Raw genomic sequence first — 21296 nt, 5'->3', positions numbered from 1 at the left:
ATGCTTCAAAATAATCTCCCCAGTTTTTTGAAAATGATTGGGTGAAATGATTTCACACAATCATTTCACTTATTTTGCGTTGGCAAATTCAGGATGAATCACTGCCGGAATCCCCATGGCGTGTTCCAGAGTTGCCAGACCGATATTGTAATCATAAAGAGCAGTAATATAGTTCGTTCTTGCCGTATTGAGCTGTAACTCAGCATCCAGCACATCCAGGTTGATACCTACACCGCTGCTGTAACGGACGGTAGCAATCTTGTAAGCTTCTTCTGCCTGCGCAACAGCTGCTTCAGTAGCACGAATTTGTTCCTTGGCAGAAAGGATATTCAGATAATCCTGACGGACCTCAAGCTCTACACCCTCTCTTGCCTGCAACAGTTGTTCCTGAGCCACCTTGATTTCCTCATTGGCTTTCTTGATTGCCGCATCAGTAGAACCACCATCCCAGATGCTCCAGCTGATTTTGCCCAGTAAAGCCCAATCATCTTTATCTATTTTTGATAAAGCAGCTTCATCCCAGCTGTATCCGCCACCTACGGAAATCGTGGGCATATAGCCGGATCTTGCAATGCGAAGAGCTTCTTTCGCAATACGAACATTATAGTCAGATTCAATCAGTTCCCAGCGGTATTTCTCCGCCATAGCAATAGCCTGTTCCAGAGTCAGGTCAAACTCCGGTTCCGGGAAATCTTTGTCAAGGGGATTCAGTTTCGTATTCATAGGAATACGCATAATATTATTCAAATTCGCTTCGGCCAAATCTCTTGCATTATCAGCAGCAATGCTCTTCTGTTTCGCATTTGCCAAAGAAACATTGGAAGTCAACACATCAAGTTTTGCCACGATACCTGCATCAAACTGCTGCTGTACATTATTCAGATGGCTGGCATAATCGCTGACCGATTCAGCCTGCACACCTGCCAGTTTAATAGTTTCCAGATACTTATAGTAAGCTTCCACGGCTGATAATTTGGTATCCGCTTCCGTTTTGTAGTATTCCAAATCAGAAATATTCTTTGCATATCTAGCCTGATTAATAGCACCTTCTATATTTCCGCCAGTCCAGATTGGCATAGAAACATTTACGCCCTGATTATAGGAACGGTTAGTAGAACGACCAGTTGCCGGATTATAAACTGTTTTAAACTGATTACCGCTCCAGCTGTAACCGATTTGTGGATTTTTAGCCGCTGCTGCTTTTCTCACATCAGATTCAGCTTCTTTTCTCTGCAAGTCAGCAATTGTGATGTCTCGATTGTTCTGAATAGAAGTAACAACCGCACCTTTCAGATCAATATCCAGGCTGGAAGCTTCCGGTGCAGCAACTTCACCAAGGGAATCGGAGATATTTTTCTGGAGAAGCATATTATTAAAATTGACATTTTTATCAGTGCTGACCTGATCCATTTGAGCAGCCAGCGCTTTTTCCGTCAACACCGGATCTGTAGTAATCCTTGTTTTTGAACCTTTTGCCTCTACACCCATCATCCCGCAGGAGAGAGCAATGACAATGGATGCCGCCAAAATACGGCAGGTGTATTTATTCATAAAAATTCATCCCTTCTAAGACAGATGTCTTCTTATTCAAAAGTTGTAACCGACGCCGAAGTATTCTCCGCCACCTCTCCGGCGATGTGGGAATATCGACTGACCGGTAATAAAGAAATGATCATCCAGCGCATATTTTCCGCCAATCCTCATGGATACATCATTCGGATCGAACAAATCAGCTGTAAACTTCCATCTGTCTTTCTCATAATCGGCTCCCAGGCCAAGCTTGTTTCGGATAATCCCTGCATGAATGCCGTAGCTCCCTCTCATTCGGCCAAACATAGCATCATACACGGGATCATTGGTTGCGGATTCTATCCCCAGAATTCCGTAACTGTCTTTCCCAAAACGGAGAGACAGATTTGGTGAAAAATCATCTTTCTTAGTATTATATAACAATTCTCCGGAAACAGATATACCCAAATCGCCTGTTCCACTCATAATTCCGTTAATTTTTCCGGAAATATTTTTGGCATCACTGGAAATAGCTTTTGCATTTTCCGATGCCACTGCCAGATTATCCATAATCTGCCTTGCATCGGCCACAGCTTTACCATCCCCATTCAGCTGATAAAGCATGGAATTAATCTGTGCAGTAATGCCTTCGATTTCATTAGCCGTCTGTATCCCCTGAGCAGTCAAGATAGCCAGGTTCTGGGATACGGCGTCAAAATTACTAAGACTGTTTCTCACATTTTTCTGAGATGCAGGATCTCCTACGACCGTATTAATTCCATCAAGCATGGTCTGAGCAGAATTAATCAGTTTATCCATTTTATCCATTGCCTGATCAATGCCGGGAACCGCTTTCCCCTCCACAGTCATTCCGTCAGACAGGTATCCCCTGTCCTGATGTCCACCGGAAGCTTTTACGAACCGACCGCCCATCACACTGCTGGTCTGAATGGAAAAATCCGCATCCTTTGGTACTTTTGCTTCATTATAAAATCGGAGCTTTAGAACGGCTTCCCCGTTTTCTACGGAAATACCATCTACCATTCCTACTTCAACACCTGCATAGTGGATAGGATTTCCCGGTTCAATGCCTTCTGCCTCCTTAAAATAGCCTGTCACATGAAAGCCGCTTTTCCCAAATATAACAAGACTGCTGAGCTGGATGATGATCAATGCAAACAAAACGATTCCGGCTAATGAAAAAGCACCTACCTTCGCTTCAGTAGACCATTTCATCCAACATCACCTTCCTTCAAAAAATCCGGGTCTGATGGCAGACCCTCCATAAACTGTCGAACTCTCTGATCCTTCGATTGATACAATTCATCAGGTCTGCCAATGGCCAGGAAAGAGCCTTTATATAGAAAAGCCATCCGGTCAGCAATCATTTCAGCTGACTTCAGATCGTGGGTAACTACGACACTTGTTGCATGCATGGCTTTCTGTGTATTTTTAATCAATAAACTGATATCGGTGGAACGAATAGGATCAAGTCCGGCCGTCGGCTCATCATAGAGAATAATCCTTGGTTCCAGAGCTATAGCTCTGGCCAGACTCACCCTTTTTTTCATGCCGCCGGAAAGATTCGCAGGCATCAGGTTTTCTATACCATCAAGTCCTACCAGATGCAGTTTTTCTTTGACAATCCTGTCTATTTCCCCTTCAGGAAGTTTTGTATGCATTCGAAGGCCAAAAGCCACATTTTCTTTTACATTCATCGAATCAAAAAGGGCAGAATATTGAAATACAAAACCCATATGGCGGCGCTCATGGTTGAGTTCTGCCTCGCTCAGAAGAGCCATATCTTTTCCATCAACGAGAACTTCTCCTGAAGTAGGTTTCAGGAGACCGATAATCAGTTTTAAAAGGGTTGATTTTCCTGAACCCGAAGCCCCCAGGATGACCATAGTTTCTCCATCCCTGATTGTAAGGCTCACGTCCTTCAGGATTTTTCTCGTACCAAAGGTCTGGTATACATGTCTTATATCAATCATAACAGTCCTCAGAAGAGTATCGACGAAAGAAGATAATTTGCCGCAAAAAGCATAATGATGGAATAAACGACTGACTGGGTTGTGGCTTTACCTACCCCCTCAGCTCCGGCTGTACAGGTCATACCTCTGTCACAACCAACAAGAGCCACGATAGCGCCAAAGACCACAGATTTAAGGACTCCAATGTATAAATCAGATGGAACGCAGAATGTATGAATGGAATGCATAAACACATAGGAAGAAACCCCGTGAGATAAAGATGCCACAATCATACCTCCGCCAACACCAATGGTAACGCCAAATACATTCAAGAGAGGAAGCATGCACATACAGGCAAGAAGACGAGGAACTACGAGATAACCCACAGGACTTACTGCCATGCAACGAAGGGCATCTATCTGTTCAGTTACCCTCATAGTGCCAATTTCTGCTGTAATAGCAGCACCCACCCTGCCGGCAAGTACTACACCACACAATACAGGTCCCAATTCACGTCCAATACCTATTGCCACGATTGCGCCTACTGTAAAATCAGCACCATACTTGGTCAGTTCCCCTGCTATCTGCACGGAAAGAACCATTCCTGTAAAAAGGAGTGTCAATGCCACTATAGGAAAGGAAAGTACGCCTAGCGCAAGGCACTGCTTACAGGTTTCATTAATGCGAAGACTTCCCAACTCTTTAAGTGCCTGAACCAAAAGCAGTATAACCGCTCCCAGCTGATGAAAAATGCTGAGAGTATAATGGCCAAGTAATTCCAAGAACCCCAAGCATACCCCTCCCTTCTATTTTTTACAAATCAATCGGAGATTTTAATTTTTATTGATCGGACCGGATGAATTATTTTGCTTTGAATCTTTAATTCTCTCTGATTCACCAGATGAAGAATTCTTTTCACTATCTTTCATTTCAGCTGACAACTTTTTATTAGAATGTGATAATTTTTTTAATTCTCTATCTCTATCATCAGGGGTCATAACATGGAATGTAAATTGCCCGTCCCCATAAATGACATAATTCGTATCTACCCTGCTCTTTGGTGAATCATCTTCCTTATCGTTTCCTCTTACAGGTTTTGACTCTCCTTTCAGATATTCCGGTGATTTTGAAGGACGCTTATCCTGAATTTCCGCTTTAGCCCCATCGCTTTCATCCTTGGATATCATACTGACATTGGGGTCCAGAATTTCAACAACAATCTGATTGTTCTTGTCTTCATTTTCAAGTTTATCAAAAAGATCATCAAAATCCTCATAATTCCGGAGTCTTTCAAGAATCTCATCGGTAAGGTTGTATTTCTGCTGCTGGAGAAGATATGGAAGTGGTGTCACCCCTCCACCTCTCACTTCGAGAATCATATTTCCCAAAGGCTGGTCCTCAGGGACTTTGAAAGACAACTCTTTGTAAAAGATTTCTCCACGCCAGGGTTCCAGTCTGGCACGTACATAAATAGTGTCACCGGGACTCACCACAGTAGGAGCGGCAGATGCATCCAGAAGTTTGGCAGTTTTTCTATTCTGCGTTACATCCATATGAACGGCAATATTCCGCAGCTTATATGGCTCAAACCGGTTCTGTTCCAAAATCCTTACCACATTGTACAATTCATCTACACTTCTGGCGGCAATATCTTTGGAGGACCAGTACATATTTGAGCGGGTAAAAGGCTTCTTTTTCATATTCTCAGGGAATAGAGTATAGGATAAAGAAATTGTGCCCTCACCAGTCCTATCCAATGTATTGCTGACATTATTATAAACAGATGTAGAAGAAAGCATTGGCAGCAACGCTTCGTTCTGTATCATTCGTACATTCAGGTTTCCGGTTTTCCCTGTGTCCAGATCATTCACTTCGGCATGAAGCCGGACGGATTGGGGAATTTTACCGTTAATTCCACTTATACCGGCTCCGCGGTCTTCTGTAATTGTACCAATTTCCGCTCCGACTGAGCCAAGTTTGAATGGAATATTTCTGCTGGGTATAACAGTAAATATATAGGAATTGTGCATAAAATAATGCGAACTGCCTTTATTCATAAAAGGGTGACCAAAGGCTACCACATGGTCATCATCTACATAAGTCACAGTCCCTACCGCCCCAAGTTTTAAATCCCCGGTTACAAGAGTTGCAGAAACGGATCCACCTGCTTCCAGAGGAAATGGACTGTCATCCGCTATTGTTGAAGCAGCTGAACAGGGTACCATATTGAAATCTTTCATTTGACCAGTCAGGAAAGCCATGCCATTTGATGTATAGCCTGAGGCCATGATTGGAGTTTCCAGCGGAATAAATCCATCTGCATGATTCAAAACATTCTTGTCTCTGCTATTATCTACAGTCCACAGTCGAAGCATATCTGAAATTGGAGTAACCATGCCAATCCTGCCATCTGACTGCGGGAAACCATAAGCTATCGCCCCAAGAAGTTTGCCATTTATATATACAGGGCTTCCGCTCATCCCCTGAGCAATCCCGCCGGACTCATCAATGACAGGTCCGGAAACGCGCACCAGCACAAGATCACCACCGGCAGCGCCCTTGTTTTTCATAATCCCAAGTACATCGACGTCAAAAGTATCAATCCGGGTGCCATGAATCACCGTTTTTGCATATCCATGCATGCCCTCCCGGACTTCTGCAAGAGGCATAAATTCCTCAGCAGCTGCCGAAGCCGGAACAATTAAATTTAAAGACAGGAATAAAGAAATGCACAGTCTTTTAATGTTCTTTTTCAAAATCACATGCATTGTCTGCTCCCTGAACTATTCAGTTTCAATAATAACTACAGTGTCTGACTTGCCAATCTGCTGTCCTTTAGTAACAAGCACTTTCTTCACCAAACCATCTGAATCTGCCCTTGCCGCAGGCACAGGCCCTACCAGTGAATCCACTGTAGCCAGTACCTGTCCTTCCTTGACGTGGACATTCGCTTCAACTACAGAAGTGACCATTCCTGAAATCACAGCATTCTGAGAAATTTCTGCAGCCCCGGCACTGCCTGCAAGCAATGCAGCAATTCCTGCGGTCAATCCAATTATTTTTGTTCTATTCATAAGTACCTCACTGTCATTAAGACGAATAAATAGTTGTTTTGCTTTTATTTTACCACGCTTAAATAATATTTTCCTGATAATTCTTTCTATATTTTCGTTCTTCAAATTTTTTGCATAATATTTTCATATCCTGAATTCTTGTTTATGGCAAAGTAAAAGACAGCATTCCTGCTGCCTTTTACTTTGTTCAATGGAGATCCTGGAGAGAATCCCGAAATTCATTAATGTAATCGAGGGCCGAACCTGCTCCCACTGCATTAACATATGACGGCCTTTCAGCAACATAAGCAGGAACCCCTATGACACGGGAAATAAGTTTATCAATCCCGCGAAGTTGAGCTCCTCCCCCTACCAGGATAATTCCGTCTTCCTTAATGGCTTGAAGAAGAGATGGTGGAGTCCGCTGGAGGACATCCCGGATATCTTTAAATATTTTATACAAAACAGGATTGATTGCATGAGCAATATCTTCTCCTGTTACTGCCATTTTAACAGGGAGTCCTGAAACAATAGATAATCCGCTTATCTCAGCAATTTGTGGACCACTCTTCAAATCCCACAGGGCCCCCAGAGCAATTTTAAGACTCTCTGCCGACTTGCGTCCAATCAGTATATGGTACCTATCCCTCACCGTATTAAGCACTGCCTGATCCATTTCTGAACCTGAGGCAATAGAAAAATGACTAGCCACAATACCATGTTTAGACAAGACTGCAATCTTGGTAGAACCTCCCCCGAGGTCCACAATCATGGTTCCTTCTTTCGGTTGTTTCCCAATCCCAATTCCCATCATGGCCGCGATCGGCTGATCAATCAAGACTGTTTTTCTTGCTCCAATAGCAACAGCCGCCTCAAGGAGTGCCCTGCGCTGAACACCATTAATACCAGTAGGAACACACATCATTAGACGAGGATGAAAGAAGAGTCCTTTTAAATAAGAATGATTAACGATACAGTTCAGAAGATAGGCGGCACCACTATAATCAATAATTGCACTCTGCTTCATTGGCCGGATAACCCTGACCGCTGATGGAGTTTTCCCTTCCATTTCCTCTGCTTTTGTTCCAAAGGCAAAATATTCTTTTGTCAAATCATTTCTGGCTATCACGGAAGCTTCTGGAAATACCAGCCCTTTATGTTTTACAAAAAGGACCGTATTAGATGTTCCTATATCTACTCCGATATCTTCTGTGCCGAAAGAACCTATCCAATCCATGAGAGAATTTGGGTTGGATATCCTGAATTTTCGGGAAATAAGATTAATCCCTGTCGACTCTGACAATGTCCGCTCCTAACCCCTGCAGTTTTTCAACGAGGTGATCATATCCACGATCGATGTGGTGAAGTTCGCCTATTTCTGTTTCACCACGTGCCGCCAGACCAGCGATTGTCAAGGCTGCACCCGCGCGTAAATCCGTTGCACGTACAAATGCGCCAGTAAGGAATGGAACTCCCCTGACGATAGCAGAACGGCCTTCCACCATAATGGAAGCACCCATTCGCTGCAATTCACCTACGTGCATAAAACGATTTTCAAAAACTGTTTCTGTCACACGACTAATCCCGTTTCCTATAGTCATTAAAGCCATAAATTGAGCTTGTAAATCTGTTGGAAACCCGGGATAAGGAAGTGTTTTAATATCAGTGGATCGAATATGCCCATCACTAATCACACGGATACTATCAATATCCGTAATAACTTTGACCCCGGCCTCGTTTAATTTAGCCAGAAGTGGCTTTAAATGTTCTTTAAGAACATTATCAACAACCACATCACCACCAGCCATAGCGGCAGCAATCATAAAAGTTCCTGCCTCAATTCTATCTGGAATGACAGTATGTGATACTCCCTGCAGCTCCTTGACGCCTTCGACCCGAATAACATTAGTTCCCGCGCCTTTGATATTGGCACCCATGGAATTTAAAAAAGTAACAAGGTCAACGATTTCGGGCTCTTCCGCCGCATTTTCTATAATCGTCCTGCCTTCAGCCGTAGCGGCAGCCATCAGGATATTTTCTGTTGCTCCAACACTTGGGAAATCGAGATAAATAGTAGTGCCTTTAAGCCCATGGGGAGCAAAGCCTTCCACATAACCATTGCTTTCATTAATTTCAGCGCCTAACGCTTCAAAAGCTTTGAGATGGAGATCAATAGGACGGCTTCCTATCATGCAGCCTCCGGGCAAGGCAATTTTGGCATGCCCACGCTTTGCAAGGAGTGGTCCCATGATCAGAAAAGAAGCCCTCATTCGACTCATAAGTTCATAAGAAGCTTCCGTATTCTCCAGCATTGATGAGTCAAAGGTTATTACATTATCTTCTTTTATAACCTTGACGCCCAAAGACTCCAGAACACTGCAGATTGTGCTTACATCATCAAGGTTTGGCGCATCTACAATGGATGATGGCGTATCCGGGAGCAATGTGGCAACGATAATAGGAAGTACCGCATTTTTTGCGCTGGATACACGAACATGTCCACGAAGTGGATGACCGCCATGAATTACTAATTTCTCCAAAAGGAATCACTCCTACTGTTCAAACTACAATATGACTGTTCAGCTTTAACGTAACGATATCTACATTACTTATTTAAATTTTTAAATCAAGTTCTAATCTTATCTGATAATTTTTTCCACTTAAAGTGTTTCAGAACCCACTATCATAGAATCATACGTATCATAGCAAAAATCCTATATGATTTCAAGAAGACCTATTGGAGTGCCAATAACTGACACCAACCGGAAATTTCGAAAATTTCGTTATTGTTCCAGACTTTCCGTAACACGTTTAACGCTTTCTGAGTCTCCCAAAATAATCAGCATATCATCTGATGTCATTTCCATATCCGGTCTGGGATTGACATACATATCTCCTCTCCGTTTAATAGCTGCAACAGTAATATTATATTTTCGGCGGACATCGATATCAAGTATACTTTTGCCGATCCAATCGGAAGGAACATGAATAGAAAGGATGGTGATATTATTTTCCATTTCTATATAATCTACAATCCCGGGTGAAATCAGGTTATGCGCTACCCGGACTCCCATTTCCTTTTCCGAATATATGATTTTATCCGCCCCTATCTTCTGAAGCATTTTACCATGGAGTGGATCCAGAGCTTTAACGACTATCTTTTTAACTCCCATATCTTTAAGGATCAAGGTTGTCATTAGACTGGCTGATAAATCGCCAAGAGAAACAACCGCCACATCTGCATTACCGGCACCAATGGCTGTCAGATTCTTTTCATCCGAACAATCTGCACAAACTACGTATCCCAGCGTATCTGATAAATCCTGCACGACATCTTCATTAATATCCATGGCCATAACATCATAGCCCATTTTTTCCAGTGTTACAGCAACACTTTTTCCGAATCTTCCCAAACCGGCAACAAAAAACTGAAGTTTCTGTCCCATATAAATAACCTCTATCCTATGACTACATTTTCCTTTGGATATTTCATCAATCTATTATGATGACCGGCGAAGGCAATCGCCAGCGTCATTACGCCTATTCGCCCTATATACATAGCAACAATCAGTACGATCTTGCATGATGTATTCCACTCCCCGGTCAGTCCCATACTGAATCCCACCGTACTGAAAGCCGATACAGACTCAAAAAGAGCATTTTCAAAATTAAAGTCAGCTGGTTCCAGCAGAAATATCAGAAAAGCTGTAAAGAAAGTTAATATCATCGCCAGAGTAAAAACATTAGAAGCTTTAACAAGACATCCGGGATCTATCTGTTTGTGAAAAATAACAACTTCTCTTCTGCCACGAATCCATGCAAACATGGAAAGAATTAAAAGACCCATAGTGGTCGTCCGTATCCCGCCTCCAGTAGAAACAGGAGCACCTCCAATAAACATAAACATCATAACCACGAGTACAGTTGGATTCATCATGGAATGGATATCAAATACAGCAAAACCTGCCAGACGAGATGATAGGGACATAAAAAAGGCACTCTGCCATTTTTCAAGAGTTCCAAGCCTTCCAAGAGTTGCCGGATTATCCCCTTCCAGCAGGTAAAATACAATAACCCCTGACAGAATGAGGATGAATTCCAGCGTAAACACGAATTTAGTATTAAACGAAAGTTTTGACCATTTTCTGTGCCTGATTACATCATCTAAAGCAAGAAAACCGACGCCTCCCAAAAACATAGTGACAACAATAACAGTACTTACAAAACTGTCGGCTGCCATACCGGGGAAGCCGATATTTTCACCAATAAGATCGAGACCACAGGTAGTAAAAGAAGAAACAGCATACCAGAGCCCAAAGTAAATTCCTTTTAATCCAAATTTGAAGCAAAAATAAACAGAAAGGAGAACTCCCGATATCAATTCTACTGTAAAAGTCCATAATATAATCTTTTTAACAAGCATAACCATTCCGGAAGGAGATTGAAGATTGAAGGAATCCCTGATTAACAGCCTTTCCTGCAGCCTTATTTTACGCCCGGTAGATATGCTGACCATTGCCATAATGGTCATTATCCCCAATCCGCCAACCTGCATCAGAAAAAGTATGATAAGTTGACCGGCAAGGCTGAAATCCCGCCCAAGATCAAACATACTCATACCCGTAACACTGACAATACTTACTGACATAAATAGAGCATCAATAAAACTTATGCTTCTCGTGCCAGATTGGGCAAAAGGCAGCATCAAAAGAAGTGCCCCAAGCAGCATAAAAAGGGCAAATCCCCCGCAAATCAAAACTCCTCTATGAAGTTTATTCAGAAAGTGAATTATTTCCCTGGACATATTTTACCTTGCGCCGGTACTGCGAATATAAATTCATGTTTCCTATATTATACAATGGAGAATCAAAATAAAAAACTGCATGATCTCATGCAGTTTTTTATTTATTTAAAAATGGAAAGATTCATTATCATTCGTCCTGATAACCTTCTTTAGCCAACTGCTCCCGGTTTTTAAGAAGCTCTTCTGCCTCTGTGGCAGCAATAGCACCCAGAATATCGTGCCGGGTAATAATACCGACCAGACGGGCCGGCGGCTGGATATCGGAATTGGGTACTTTCTTTCTTTCAACTACCGGTACGGTCTTTAAATGTTCATCAACCATCAGAGTAGTCAGTGTCTCCATATCTGTATCTGACGTAACACAACGTACATCTTTAGTCATAATCTCCGAAGCAGTGGTAGCAAGAAGTTTACGAAAAGACCTTTCATACCGTCCAAAACCACAATAATACAGATTTCCTCCCAGTACATCCACATATTGCGGAATTTTCGGATTTACTTTTTTGTATAAAAGATCCCCTTCGGAAACAATGCCAAGAAGTTCATTATCATCTCCTACCACAGGAATGGCACTCACCGGATGGGTAATGAAAAGCCCTACCAGCTCATGAACAGTGGTATCCGCAGACACAGTAAACACATATTTCGACATGAAATCCTTGACTTTCATCGATTTGGCAGTCATGATCAATCCCCTCTTCCAACAGAAAAACATGTGAAGCAATCGATATATACGGTCATCTTACCTGTTTATATTTTAACGAAATTTCAAAAAACCTGCAAATGATTTTATGAAATCATCTGCAGGTTTATACAGGCCTGTTCATATAAATATTCGGGCTCCCATTATAAATGATAAGGCTCGTGTCTCATGATTTTCATGGCCCGATAAAGCTGTTCAGTCAAAATCAGTCTTGCCATCTGATGAGTAAAGGTCATAGCACTGATGGAAATCTTAAGATCAGCCCTTTTACGGATATTTTCACCATTTCCGAAAGGTCCTCCAATCATAAAGGAAAAATGACTGATCCCGCCCACCATTTTTTTCTGGAGGACTTCCGCCAGGCCTTCTGAGGTAAGAGGATTTCCTTTTAGGTCCAAAAGAATCAGGAAATCATCACCTTTCAGATATTTAAGAAGCTTTTCACCCTCTTCCTCCATAACCTTTTCTTTGAGGGCCGGCGAAGGATGCTCAGGCATTTTTTCTTCATCTTTTACAATGAATTCTATTTTAGCCATGGGGGCAATCCGTTTCACATATTCACTAATACCGTCCCGCATCCATTTTTCCTTGATTTTGCCAATGGCCAGAATGGTAAATTTCATTATTTATTGCTCTCCGGTGCTGCAGCAAGAAGCACTTCTGTCTTTTCCTCCCTGCCATTATGTTCATAGGTCAGCGTAATCCTGTCTCCCGGCTTATGATTGTCCAGTATTTCCCGCATGGCCTTGACCGTATCAAAAGCTTTTCCATCAATGGCCATAATATAATCGCCAGGACGGATCTCTGTAAGACTCAAAGGACTCCGGGAAGCAATCTTCATGACAAGGACACCATGTTCATGATCCCAGTTATAACCATACCTCATGGCGATATCCTTATCCGCCGCATATACGCCAAGATAAGCCCGGACAACCCTGCCATTATCAATAAGTTGTCTGATAATGCCCTTGGCAGAATTAACCGGAATGGCAAATCCCATACCTTCTACGCCTTCTTTGGCAATCTTAGCACTGTTTATACCTACAACTTTCGCATCAGCCGTAACCAGGGCACCGCCGGAATTTCCCGGATTGATGGCAGCATCCGTCTGAATCAGCTTGAAACGCTGGTCAATGTTGTCAAGACTCCTGTTGAGCGCACTGATTACACCTACTGTGACCGTCCCCTGGAATTCAAGACCCAGCGGATTACCGATAGCAATAGCTGTTTCACCAACCTGCAGTGCATCGGAATCTCCAAACTGGGCAACCGGCAGGTTGTCATTTTCCTCAATTTTCACTACAGCCAGGTCAGTCGATGCATCTGTACCAACAACTTTGCCAGGAACTGTAGTCCCGTTAGACAGACTGACATTGACATCTTTGCTTCCAGACACTACATGATTATTAGTAACAATATATCCTTTTTTATCAAAAATGACTCCGGATCCTACGCTATGCCCCACTTCCACACGGCGGTTAAAAATATCTCTATCGTAAACCCTGGTAGTAATACCTACTACTGCCGGTCCGACTTCCTTGACCGCCTGAACGACTGCGGTATTTCTTATAGCAGGCAGCTCCTGGAGCTTCTTTCCTTCCTGAGCAGGAAGCTGATAGGAAGACGAAGCACCCTGATTTTTATTTTCCGTTTTAAAATCGCCAAAGAAGCAGCCACCAGCGCCCCCGATGACCAGGAGAGCAAGAGCCAAAGCAGCAATTTTCACTTTTCCTTTGTGATGGTCGGAACTGACAAAATTCATGTTTTCCCCATGTTCTTTCAGCTGTTTATCCAGATCTTCTCTATCCATTGATAAACCTCGTATCTTTCCCTGCCCCAAGGACAGATTATTTTAATGTGTTTATAAAATTATAGCATAATCCCATAAAAGGAAAAAGATTTTACCCATCTGTTGAGATGGATAAAATCTTTTTGCACAGTATGTTATTTTGCAAAATCAGTAGCTCTTGTTTCACGGATAACGACAACTTTTACCTGACCAGGATATTGAAGTTCCTTTTCAATCCTCTGGGAAATATCATGAGCCAGAATGGTAGTCTGATCTTCAGTAATTTTTTCCGGCTTGACAATTACGCGAAGTTCCCTGCCTGCCTGAATTGCATAACAGCTGGCAACCCCCGGGAAGGATTTTGCGATATCTTCAAGCTTCGTCAGGCGCTTGATATAATTTTCAAGCGTTTCGCGGCGTGCTCCCGGACGTGCCGCTGAAATGGCATCAGCAGCTGCCACAAGCACAGCTTCCACACAGGTGGCTTCAGTGTCTCCATGATGAGAAGCAATCGTATTGATGATTTGCGGGGCTTCATGGAATTTCTGGGCCAGTTCCACACCCAGTTCTACATGTGTACCTTCCTGTTCACGGTCCACTGCTTTGCCTATATCATGAAGAAGACCGGCCCGTTTTGCAAGTTCTACATCAGCCCCAACTTCACCGGCAAGTATGCCAGCAAAATAAGAAGTATCAATAGAGTGCTGCAGGACATTCTGACCATAGCTGGTCCTATATTTCAACCTGCCAAGAATTTTTATCAGATCCGGATTCATGCCTCGGATACCGCATTCCATGACCGCTTGTTCACCGGCTTCGCGAATTGCTTTTTCTACATCTTTCTTCGTCTTTGCCACGATTTCTTCAATTCGTGCCGGGTGGATTCTTCCGTCTTTGACCAGGCTTTCAAGAGCCAGCCTTGCTATTTCACGTCGGATCGGATCAAAGCAGGAAAGAATAACCGCTTCGGGAGTGTCATCAATAATGAGATCTACGCCTGTCAATGTTTCAATAGCCCGAATATTTCTACCTTCACGACCAATTATCCGGCCTTTCATTTCTTCATTTGGCAGAGATACGACAGAAACCGTGGTTTCAGATACCGTATCGGCAGCATTGCGCTGAATAGCAGAAGCAATAATTTCCCTGGCTCTGATATCAGCAGTATTTTTTGCCTCCTCAACAGCATCCCGGATACGAATAGCCTTTTCATGAGTAAGCTCTTCATCTACGCGGCCCAAAATCATTTCTTTAGCCTGTTCCACAGAAAGTTGTGAAATTTCTTCTAATTTGTTCTGCTGCTCATCGTACAGCTGATTGAGTTTTTCCTTCTGGGATTTAATCTGGTTCTCTTTTTTATCTAACTGGGATTCTCTTTGTTCCAGATTTCCACTCCTCCAGTCAAGATTATTCTCTTTCTGGACAAGGCGTTGTTCATACTTCTGCAGTTCATCCCTGCGCTGCTTATTTTCCTGTTCAACATCTTCGCGAAGCTTATGAATTTCCTCACGAGTCTGTACCAGGGCTTCCTTCTTTAACGTTTCAGCCTCACGAGATGCAGAATCAATCATTTTCTGAGCATCATCGGCAATCTGGCGTGCCTTTTCCTCTGCAGAACCAATTCTGGCCTCCGCAATTCGTTTTCTAAGGATATAACCAATACCTGCCCCAATAACCACTGCAATAATACAGCCGATAATTACATAAAGTAAAACTTCATCCAGTGTCAAACGATTCACCTCTTTCTTCTTTTGGTTTTAAAATCATTTCAGTAACTATAAAAAGCATCTCCCTGCGGGGATGCTAAGGCCGAAGCAGATGGATTTTCCTCTATACGGAAATATTTCCGTTCATTACAATGAAAGCTCCCAAGCCATGACACCATGTCTCCAAGGAGCATCTATATATAAGTCAGAATCAATCCATTAAAGGAATGTTCACTTGGTCCAGCACCTGAATTAATTCTAAAATTTTTACAAAATATTGTCAAGGACAATAGAAACAGACCTGCCCAAGGTTTTTATTATACTTAAAAGAGAAAATAAAGTATATCCGCCTGCATGAATTTCAATTATTCCCAACGACTGCCCAGAATTGAAAAAGCAATGAATGCAGCAAATATACACCAGGAAAAGAGGCCCGACAAAATATCCAGATCACAAAGGATTTCTAAAGCCGTAAGAATCATTATCAACCCCATATTTATAGGGAAAGACTTTTTTGATCCGGATTTGAAAATAAAACATGAAACAAATGCGACGGCAAGATTAATGCTGTATATCGCAGGCACATAAAACATCAGCGGAATCAACTGAAGGATAAATCTCCCTGTAAGATAAACCGGAAGTGCATAGAGCCAGGAAGAGGCCATTACCATTCACCTCTAAACTTATCACCATCAGCCTGAGGAATCCATATTTTCTGATCCCTATGATGCCACCGAAAGTCATAAGATGGAATCCATGGCGTACCAAAATAATGCATTGGTACCAGAACCTCAATATTCATTTTCTCCAGATACTGCCTGACACCCCATTCCCTGGCAACCTGCTGTCGGTAATCAACCGGCAGGAAAGCGAGATCCACCCGGGTTTCTTCAATTTTTTCAAGTTCCTTGAAAAATAATTCTGCTGCTTCCCGATTATTATCATCCGGTTCACCGGCCCAGTGCCACCAGTTCAGATCTCCAGCATGATATATGGTTTTATCTCCCAACCGGACCATAAAAGAACCTCCCGCATCGGTGGAGCCATACATTTTAACGGAAAAATCATCTCCATCAAAAGAATCTTCCGGTTTCATGAGATGACATTTTTCCCCATTGTTCAGGGGCATATGACAATCCTCATGCATGAAATAGGCTGCTGCCTTTTCTTCATACATTCTGATTTCCGGATTGAAATGATCCCCATGAACATGGCTGACAAAGAAATAAACCGCTTTATTTATTGTTTCCTGTTCAGAAAGAATACTTTCAAGAACATGTAAAGGATCCCTGTAATAATCAAAAACAAGTACTATCCGGTCAGTTTCCACTATAAAACCGCTATGATGCAAAAAGTGAATTATAAATGGTTTCATTTCCTTCCTCCTGAGATAGAACTTGTATTTGTATCATCATTTTTTATGGGACTATAAATTTTAACTGAGATGATTATTTAAAGGATAAACTGTATAATGATTATAACATAAGGGTTGCCTGTCATAGTATATTTCTCCTCCAAAGAGCGAATGAATATTCCTTTGACCTTTCTCTCTGACTTGGGTAAAATATCATTGTAACTGCTGACATGCTTATGGGTTTCCGAAAATTTTACTAGATCGGTTTTATGTCGGTGACTCTTTGCGCCTTCTATTTTTACGAAATCATTTCCCGGCTGCCGTATAATTTCCCGGCAGACAGTGTTTGTTTATTTAAAATCAGGAGCTTTATATGTACAGCTCATCTCTGTTTCAAAGTCCCGGAACTTTTCGGGATACACAAAATATACTGGATTCAATCGTCACCAGTTTCTCTGAACTATTGCGATTAAAATCACAGGAATTATATGATCATTCTGTCCGGGTTTCCAATTATGCGGGTGCTACGGCTGTATATATGAGACTTCCTTCCAACGAAATCATGCTTATCCGTTATGCCGGATTATTGCACGATATCGGATTGTTATGCATTCCCAACCATATATTGGCAAAAGTACCTTACCTGTCAAGAAGGGAATTATCCCTTTATAAAAAACATCCAGAACTGGGCGCCAACATGCTGGAATCCATTCCAGGCTGTCAGGATCTTCTTCCTTACATCCGTTCTCATCACGAACGATGGGATGGAACCGGCTATCCAAAGCACTTGAAAAACGTAAATATCCCTTTAGGCGCCAGAATTATATCTGTTGCCAGTTACTATGACAATACGATTTATTCGTCACCTGATTTTAAGATGAAATCCATTAAGGAATTGACCAGAGATATCATGACCGGCTCCGGAATTCTTTTTGATCCTGAAGTCATCTCGGCATTTTTAAAGGTGATTTTACACAGTAATTCTATTACCAGATAATTTACGAATAAAAATCCTGCCCTTAAATTATAAGGACAGGATTTTTCTAATATTGAAAAAGGGGGAAATTTTGCGAAATATCATATCGTTTATTATTAATGTTCCTGACTTTTTCCAATATCTGCTGCTGACTGTTCTTCACTTTTGCCTGAGCTCTCTTGTTCTGGGAGCCGTACACATAACAATGCTTAGTCGCTCTTGTCCCCCTTCGTTGGAACTTCTTCCATAGTACCGGAATTTTCAAGCACTGTCTCTATATCACTATAAATAGAAGGCATTTCAAAACCATATCGCCAGAAAGCCAGTCCGCCAAGTCCATACTTACTGACAAGTTCTACTTTAGCCGCAAGAGATTTTCTTTCTTCAAGCCATACCTTTTGCGGACGGCCATTATGCTTCCATTCCGCAACAAATTGCTTTTCTGACGAATGCCATACCGGCTTTAAATGATATCTGGCAATCATCAAAGACTGATCTTTCATCTGCAGCACCCGGGATTTAACTGAACCCGGTTTCCCTTCATAAATACGCGTATAAAATGGGAGGCCCAGAACCAGTTTTTCAGATGGAACCATCGTCAAAAGCTGATTCAGATTTTTATTCAGCCAATTCCAGGAAGAAACCGAACCGGCATGTTGACTGATTCTTGGCGTCTCATCATAGCCCATGACAATTTCATAGTCACAGAACCCGGCCAACGCTTTTCTGTCATAACAAAGGCTCCAGTAAGGAGCTGATTCATTATAGACAGTAATATCCACGGTAAGGACCTTTCCATCCTTATGAAGAGCCTCAGACAGTTTTTTTACAAAAGCGGTAAATCTGTCCTTATCGTCAGGATTCATATTCTCAAAATCTATATTATATCCATACAGACCATACACCCTAGCCACAGAAGCCATCCGGGAAATCACTTCTTCCTGTTTTCTTTCATCATGCAGAAATGATGAAGTGGCTGGAGGGTTAAAGTTATTATGAACAAGCGGCATCACTGCTATTTCATTGTCTTTTGCTGTTTTCAGGTAGGAGAAATTTTTCAACGGAATGATTGTATCGAATCTGTCATAACATCCCCACTCCGGTGACAGGATACGAAAACCGGAAGTCTTTTTAAAGCCTGCACTTTCAGACGTATATAAATGAACAGGGTCCCATAAAATCAGGGGCCTGGTGGAATCAGAATTCCGCTTTCCGGCCCTGTTTTTCTTTTTCCTTTCAAAATCCGTCTTTTTAATAGAAATTTTCTGTTTATCCTTTTTATAAGAATAGCTAAAACCAGTCGGTTCACAAAAATAAGAAAAGTCAATGCAGGAGGTACCGTTAACTGTACTAAAAGGGATTTCCACCTTTTCACTGCTGGTAAATCCTTCGGGAATGATATACAGTTTTTCGTTTTCCCAAAGGATTTTCACTATCCCGCCTTTTTCCAGAAAAGAAGGCTCCATATAGACAGTTCCATCCACATCAAAGGCGACAGGACTGCCTTTGATTCCCTTAACTTTTAATAAAAGAGGTTCCGATGCCTCAACGACCGAAAAAAGGAGCAGGAGAATTCCCAGAAGAGTTGCTATCTTTTTAAACATATTTTCCTCATCTATGCCTGCAGTAAACGGCGAACTTTCTCATCAGTGGAATCAGGGAAGAATAATCAAGCAGCTGAACAATTTCATCCGTATTTCTAAATGAAAGTTGTTCATTACATAAAAAATCAATAAAATTTTTCTGGATTCTCCTGACTTTTTTCCCCTGGTCAGTAATACGGATTTTCTTCTTTAAAATCGCTTCCATTAAAAACTGCATCATGGCCGGGCGGAAAAAGAAGTCCGCAAAACAGCTTTCTATCCAGAAATCATGAATGGTATTAACAAATCTGGCTGCTTCTGAAGCAAATTGGAGATACAATTCCAATCCATCATAAAAACCGCCCCAGAAGTCACTGAATGCATAATTAAATTCACCATCCTGTTGTTTTCTAACGAATTCAAATGCATCCCCTTCGATAATCCGGATTTTTTCTTTATTAGGAAACTGGGGCATCAGATTTTTTCTGAAGAGTGTAATTACATCCGGATTTTTTTCAATGACCGTAATGGATTCCACATCCGGTTTGGATGTAACCATATAAACATAGTAGCCAAGCCCCAAACCGTAAGTAATAACCTTCCCGGACGCTCTTTCTATCGGTAAGGCCATGGACTGTATTTCACTCAGGACAATACTCATCCAAACATTTCCATTTTCAAGAAGAACAGGGAATCGGATTCTGCCATCAAAATAACCGGCTTCGCAATAGGCAAACGGGTCATTTCTATTAAACATACCATTATAGGTCTGGATAAATTCCCCCGGCAGATAATCATTTTCAGTCAATGCAATCCTGCCGCAGGCTGTCTTCCCTCTGACTCGAATATTGCGGAAATAAGGATTATCCTTTACAGCTGACGGTGAATATCTTGTGATATGCGAGGCGATATAGGAAAGAAGACAATCTTCCAGTTCCGCCGGATCCATGAAGTCAAGAAGTTCTGAATAGGGTTTCATTTCCTCCTTGTTATACATCAGTTGGCTGACCGCATCTTCAATCGTATCACCAAACGCAGTTTCAACAACTGCCGAGGCGAGATACTCTTCTCCTCTTTTCTCTGCCAGCCCTTTAAAATCAATATCTTCCACATACAGATGGTCAGAAATCTCACCCATGAGAATATCTCCTGCCACAGCAGTTAAAAGATACTGCTTCCATAATTCAGTTACGGTACGCTTCGCCTGTTCCGTATAAACCGTTCTCATGCTCTTTCACCTCTTTATATCAGTCTACAGTTTTAAAATATCCATGAATTTACCAGGCACCGCTGGCAATGGTCAGACCGAATACTTCTTTTGCCCCGGCACGGATCAATTCCTCCGCTGCCGCGTTCATGGTTGCGCCGGTAGTATAAATATCGTCTACGATAAGGATTTTCTTTCCGGTAATATCATAATTATGGTTAATCCAGAATACACCTTTCGTGTTTTGCTGTCTTTCCTCCCTGGAAAGGAGCGACTGCGTTTGGGCGGTACGAATTCTTTTCAACCCGTCGGGAAGATAGGTCTTTCCCTGTCGTTTCATCCATTTTTCAAAAATCAGATCAACCTGATTGTAGCCGCGAAGTCTCATTTTCTTTTTTGAGAGAGGTATGGGAATCACGATATCATATTCTTTAAGTCTTTCCCAATAGGGAAATCTATTTAAAAGACTGGAAAACGCTCTCTTCCTCTCTGTTCTGTCATTATATTTCAGTTGAATAATACATTTACGTATTGGTTCATTATAAAAGCACAGTGTATAACATCCTTTTAAATATCTGGATTGGGAAGAATTAATCAGTCTTGGATTCCACATACGTTTCATGCATTTACTACACCAGA

General features: G+C 42.0%; 20 protein-coding genes. 1 reads left to right on the top strand and 19 read right to left on the bottom strand.

The annotated features are described in order from the left end of the window. Positions 1 to 69 precede the first annotated feature (69 nt). The 16 genes from QZN42_RS01225 to QZN42_RS01150 all read right to left on the bottom strand — a co-directional run bounded on the left by QZN42_RS01225 (position 70) and on the right by QZN42_RS01150 (position 16912). Positions 70 to 1551, bottom strand: coding sequence for a TolC family protein (locus QZN42_RS01225; protein ID WP_296953875.1), 1482 nt, complete (start codon positions 1549 to 1551; stop codon positions 70 to 72). A gap of 36 nt (positions 1552 to 1587) precedes the next feature. Next, entirely contained in the window at positions 1588 to 2745 is a 1158-nt protein-coding gene (locus tag QZN42_RS01220) for an MlaD family protein (protein ID WP_296953873.1), read from the bottom strand. Continuing rightward, positions 2742 to 3503, bottom strand: a complete 762-nt coding sequence (locus QZN42_RS01215) for an ABC transporter ATP-binding protein (protein WP_296953871.1) — start codon at positions 3501 to 3503, stop codon at positions 2742 to 2744. The genes QZN42_RS01220 and QZN42_RS01215 overlap by 4 nt, the downstream gene beginning before the upstream one ends. Positions 3504 to 3511: 8 nt before the next feature. Further along, positions 3512 to 4273, bottom strand: coding sequence for an ABC transporter permease (locus tag QZN42_RS01210; RefSeq protein WP_296953869.1), 762 nt, complete (start codon positions 4271 to 4273; stop codon positions 3512 to 3514). Positions 4274 to 4315: 42 nt separating this feature from the next. Beyond that, positions 4316 to 6151 (bottom strand): SpoIVB peptidase S55 domain-containing protein, encoded by a 1836-nt coding sequence (locus tag QZN42_RS01205; protein ID WP_296953867.1) that lies wholly within the window; start codon positions 6149 to 6151, stop codon positions 4316 to 4318. A gap of 114 nt (positions 6152 to 6265) precedes the next feature. Next, a complete protein-coding gene (locus QZN42_RS01200; protein ID WP_296953865.1) occupies positions 6266 to 6661 on the bottom strand; it encodes a hypothetical protein in 396 nt (131 codons plus the stop codon). An 82-nt stretch (positions 6662 to 6743) separates the two neighbouring features. After that, on the bottom strand, positions 6744 to 7838 hold the full coding sequence (locus QZN42_RS01195) for a rod shape-determining protein (RefSeq protein WP_296953863.1): 1095 nt from the start codon (positions 7836 to 7838) through the stop codon (positions 6744 to 6746). Further along, on the bottom strand, positions 7816 to 9075 hold the full coding sequence (gene murA / locus QZN42_RS01190; RefSeq protein ID WP_296953861.1) for a UDP-N-acetylglucosamine 1-carboxyvinyltransferase: 1260 nt from the start codon (positions 9073 to 9075) through the stop codon (positions 7816 to 7818). Before murA ends, QZN42_RS01195 begins: the two co-directional genes overlap by 23 nt. Positions 9076 to 9318: 243 nt before the next feature. Then, the gene (locus tag QZN42_RS01185; protein WP_296953859.1) at positions 9319 to 9981 is read right to left on the bottom strand and encodes a TrkA family potassium uptake protein; all 663 of its coding nucleotides are present in this window, start codon (positions 9979 to 9981) and stop codon (positions 9319 to 9321) included. An 11-nt stretch (positions 9982 to 9992) separates the two neighbouring features. Then, entirely contained in the window at positions 9993 to 11339 is a 1347-nt protein-coding gene (locus tag QZN42_RS01180; RefSeq protein ID WP_296953858.1) for a TrkH family potassium uptake protein, read from the bottom strand. 127 nt (positions 11340 to 11466) lie between these two features. After that, positions 11467 to 12024, bottom strand: a complete 558-nt coding sequence (locus QZN42_RS01175; RefSeq protein ID WP_296953856.1) for a CBS domain-containing protein — start codon at positions 12022 to 12024, stop codon at positions 11467 to 11469. A gap of 161 nt (positions 12025 to 12185) precedes the next feature. Beyond that, the gene (gene rlmH / locus QZN42_RS01170) at positions 12186 to 12665 is read right to left on the bottom strand and encodes a 23S rRNA (pseudouridine(1915)-N(3))-methyltransferase RlmH (RefSeq protein WP_296953854.1); all 480 of its coding nucleotides are present in this window, start codon (positions 12663 to 12665) and stop codon (positions 12186 to 12188) included. Then, on the bottom strand, positions 12665 to 13852 hold the full coding sequence (locus QZN42_RS01165; RefSeq protein ID WP_296953852.1) for a S1C family serine protease: 1188 nt from the start codon (positions 13850 to 13852) through the stop codon (positions 12665 to 12667). Before QZN42_RS01165 ends, rlmH begins: the two co-directional genes overlap by 1 nt. A gap of 134 nt (positions 13853 to 13986) precedes the next feature. Next, positions 13987 to 15561 (bottom strand): ribonuclease Y, encoded by a 1575-nt coding sequence (gene rny, locus QZN42_RS01160; RefSeq protein WP_296953850.1) that lies wholly within the window; start codon positions 15559 to 15561, stop codon positions 13987 to 13989. Between the two features lie 341 nt (positions 15562 to 15902). Continuing rightward, positions 15903 to 16202 carry a hypothetical protein gene (locus QZN42_RS01155; RefSeq protein ID WP_296953848.1) on the bottom strand — a complete coding sequence of 100 codons (300 nt, stop codon included), beginning with the start codon at positions 16200 to 16202 and terminating at the stop codon, positions 15903 to 15905. Then, positions 16202 to 16912 carry an MBL fold metallo-hydrolase gene (locus tag QZN42_RS01150; protein WP_296953846.1) on the bottom strand — a complete coding sequence of 237 codons (711 nt, stop codon included), beginning with the start codon at positions 16910 to 16912 and terminating at the stop codon, positions 16202 to 16204. The genes QZN42_RS01155 and QZN42_RS01150 overlap by 1 nt, the downstream gene beginning before the upstream one ends. A 352-nt stretch (positions 16913 to 17264) precedes the next feature. Between QZN42_RS01150 and QZN42_RS01145 the strand changes: the two genes are divergently transcribed. Continuing rightward, a complete protein-coding gene (locus QZN42_RS01145; RefSeq protein ID WP_296953844.1) occupies positions 17265 to 17888 on the top strand; it encodes an HD-GYP domain-containing protein in 624 nt (207 codons plus the stop codon). A 188-nt stretch (positions 17889 to 18076) separates the two neighbouring features. Here QZN42_RS01145 and QZN42_RS01140 read toward each other — a convergent pair whose 3' ends face one another. Genes QZN42_RS01140 through QZN42_RS01130 form a run of 3 tightly spaced genes read right to left on the bottom strand, consistent with a single transcriptional unit; the run spans position 18077 to position 21075 of the window. Next, a complete protein-coding gene (locus QZN42_RS01140; RefSeq protein WP_296953842.1) occupies positions 18077 to 19471 on the bottom strand; it encodes a glycosyl hydrolase family 18 protein in 1395 nt (464 codons plus the stop codon). A gap of 7 nt (positions 19472 to 19478) precedes the next feature. Further along, the gene (locus tag QZN42_RS01135) at positions 19479 to 20678 is read right to left on the bottom strand and encodes a hypothetical protein (protein ID WP_296953841.1); all 1200 of its coding nucleotides are present in this window, start codon (positions 20676 to 20678) and stop codon (positions 19479 to 19481) included. A 49-nt stretch (positions 20679 to 20727) separates the two neighbouring features. Continuing rightward, the gene (locus QZN42_RS01130) at positions 20728 to 21075 is read right to left on the bottom strand and encodes a ComF family protein (protein WP_296953840.1); all 348 of its coding nucleotides are present in this window, start codon (positions 21073 to 21075) and stop codon (positions 20728 to 20730) included. Positions 21076 to 21296 lie beyond the last annotated feature (221 nt).

Source organism: uncultured Dialister sp., assembly GCA_900314595.1.
GTDB lineage: Bacteria > Bacillota > Negativicutes > Veillonellales > Dialisteraceae > Dialister.
This window is presented reverse-complemented; position numbering and strand designations above follow the sequence as displayed.

What these genes read in the sequence shown, in the direction of transcription:
- QZN42_RS01225 (WP_296953875.1), bottom strand. Translation starts at nt 1,551, where the DNA reads ATGAATAAATACACCTGCCGTATTTTGGCGGCATCCATTGTCATTGCT.
- QZN42_RS01220 (WP_296953873.1), bottom strand. Translation starts at nt 2,745, where the DNA reads ATGAAATGGTCTACTGAAGCGAAGGTAGGTGCTTTTTCATTAGCCGGA.
- QZN42_RS01215 (WP_296953871.1), bottom strand. Translation starts at nt 3,503, where the DNA reads ATGATTGATATAAGACATGTATACCAGACCTTTGGTACGAGAAAAATC.
- QZN42_RS01205 (WP_296953867.1), bottom strand. Translation starts at nt 6,151, where the DNA reads ATGCCTCTTGCAGAAGTCCGGGAGGGCATGCATGGATATGCAAAAACG.
- QZN42_RS01185 (WP_296953859.1), bottom strand. Translation starts at nt 9,981, where the DNA reads ATGGGACAGAAACTTCAGTTTTTTGTTGCCGGTTTGGGAAGATTCGGA.
- QZN42_RS01180 (WP_296953858.1), bottom strand. Translation starts at nt 11,339, where the DNA reads ATGTCCAGGGAAATAATTCACTTTCTGAATAAACTTCATAGAGGAGTT.
- QZN42_RS01175 (WP_296953856.1), bottom strand. Translation starts at nt 12,024, where the DNA reads ATGACTGCCAAATCGATGAAAGTCAAGGATTTCATGTCGAAATATGTG.
- rlmH (WP_296953854.1), bottom strand. Translation starts at nt 12,665, where the DNA reads ATGAAATTTACCATTCTGGCCATTGGCAAAATCAAGGAAAAATGGATG.
- QZN42_RS01165 (WP_296953852.1), bottom strand. Translation starts at nt 13,852, where the DNA reads ATGGATAGAGAAGATCTGGATAAACAGCTGAAAGAACATGGGGAAAAC.
- QZN42_RS01155 (WP_296953848.1), bottom strand. Translation starts at nt 16,202, where the DNA reads ATGGCCTCTTCCTGGCTCTATGCACTTCCGGTTTATCTTACAGGGAGA.
- QZN42_RS01150 (WP_296953846.1), bottom strand. Translation starts at nt 16,912, where the DNA reads ATGAAACCATTTATAATTCACTTTTTGCATCATAGCGGTTTTATAGTG.
- QZN42_RS01145 (WP_296953844.1), top strand. Translation starts at nt 17,265, where the DNA reads ATGTACAGCTCATCTCTGTTTCAAAGTCCCGGAACTTTTCGGGATACA.
- QZN42_RS01140 (WP_296953842.1), bottom strand. Translation starts at nt 19,471, where the DNA reads ATGTTTAAAAAGATAGCAACTCTTCTGGGAATTCTCCTGCTCCTTTTT.
- QZN42_RS01135 (WP_296953841.1), bottom strand. Translation starts at nt 20,678, where the DNA reads ATGAGAACGGTTTATACGGAACAGGCGAAGCGTACCGTAACTGAATTA.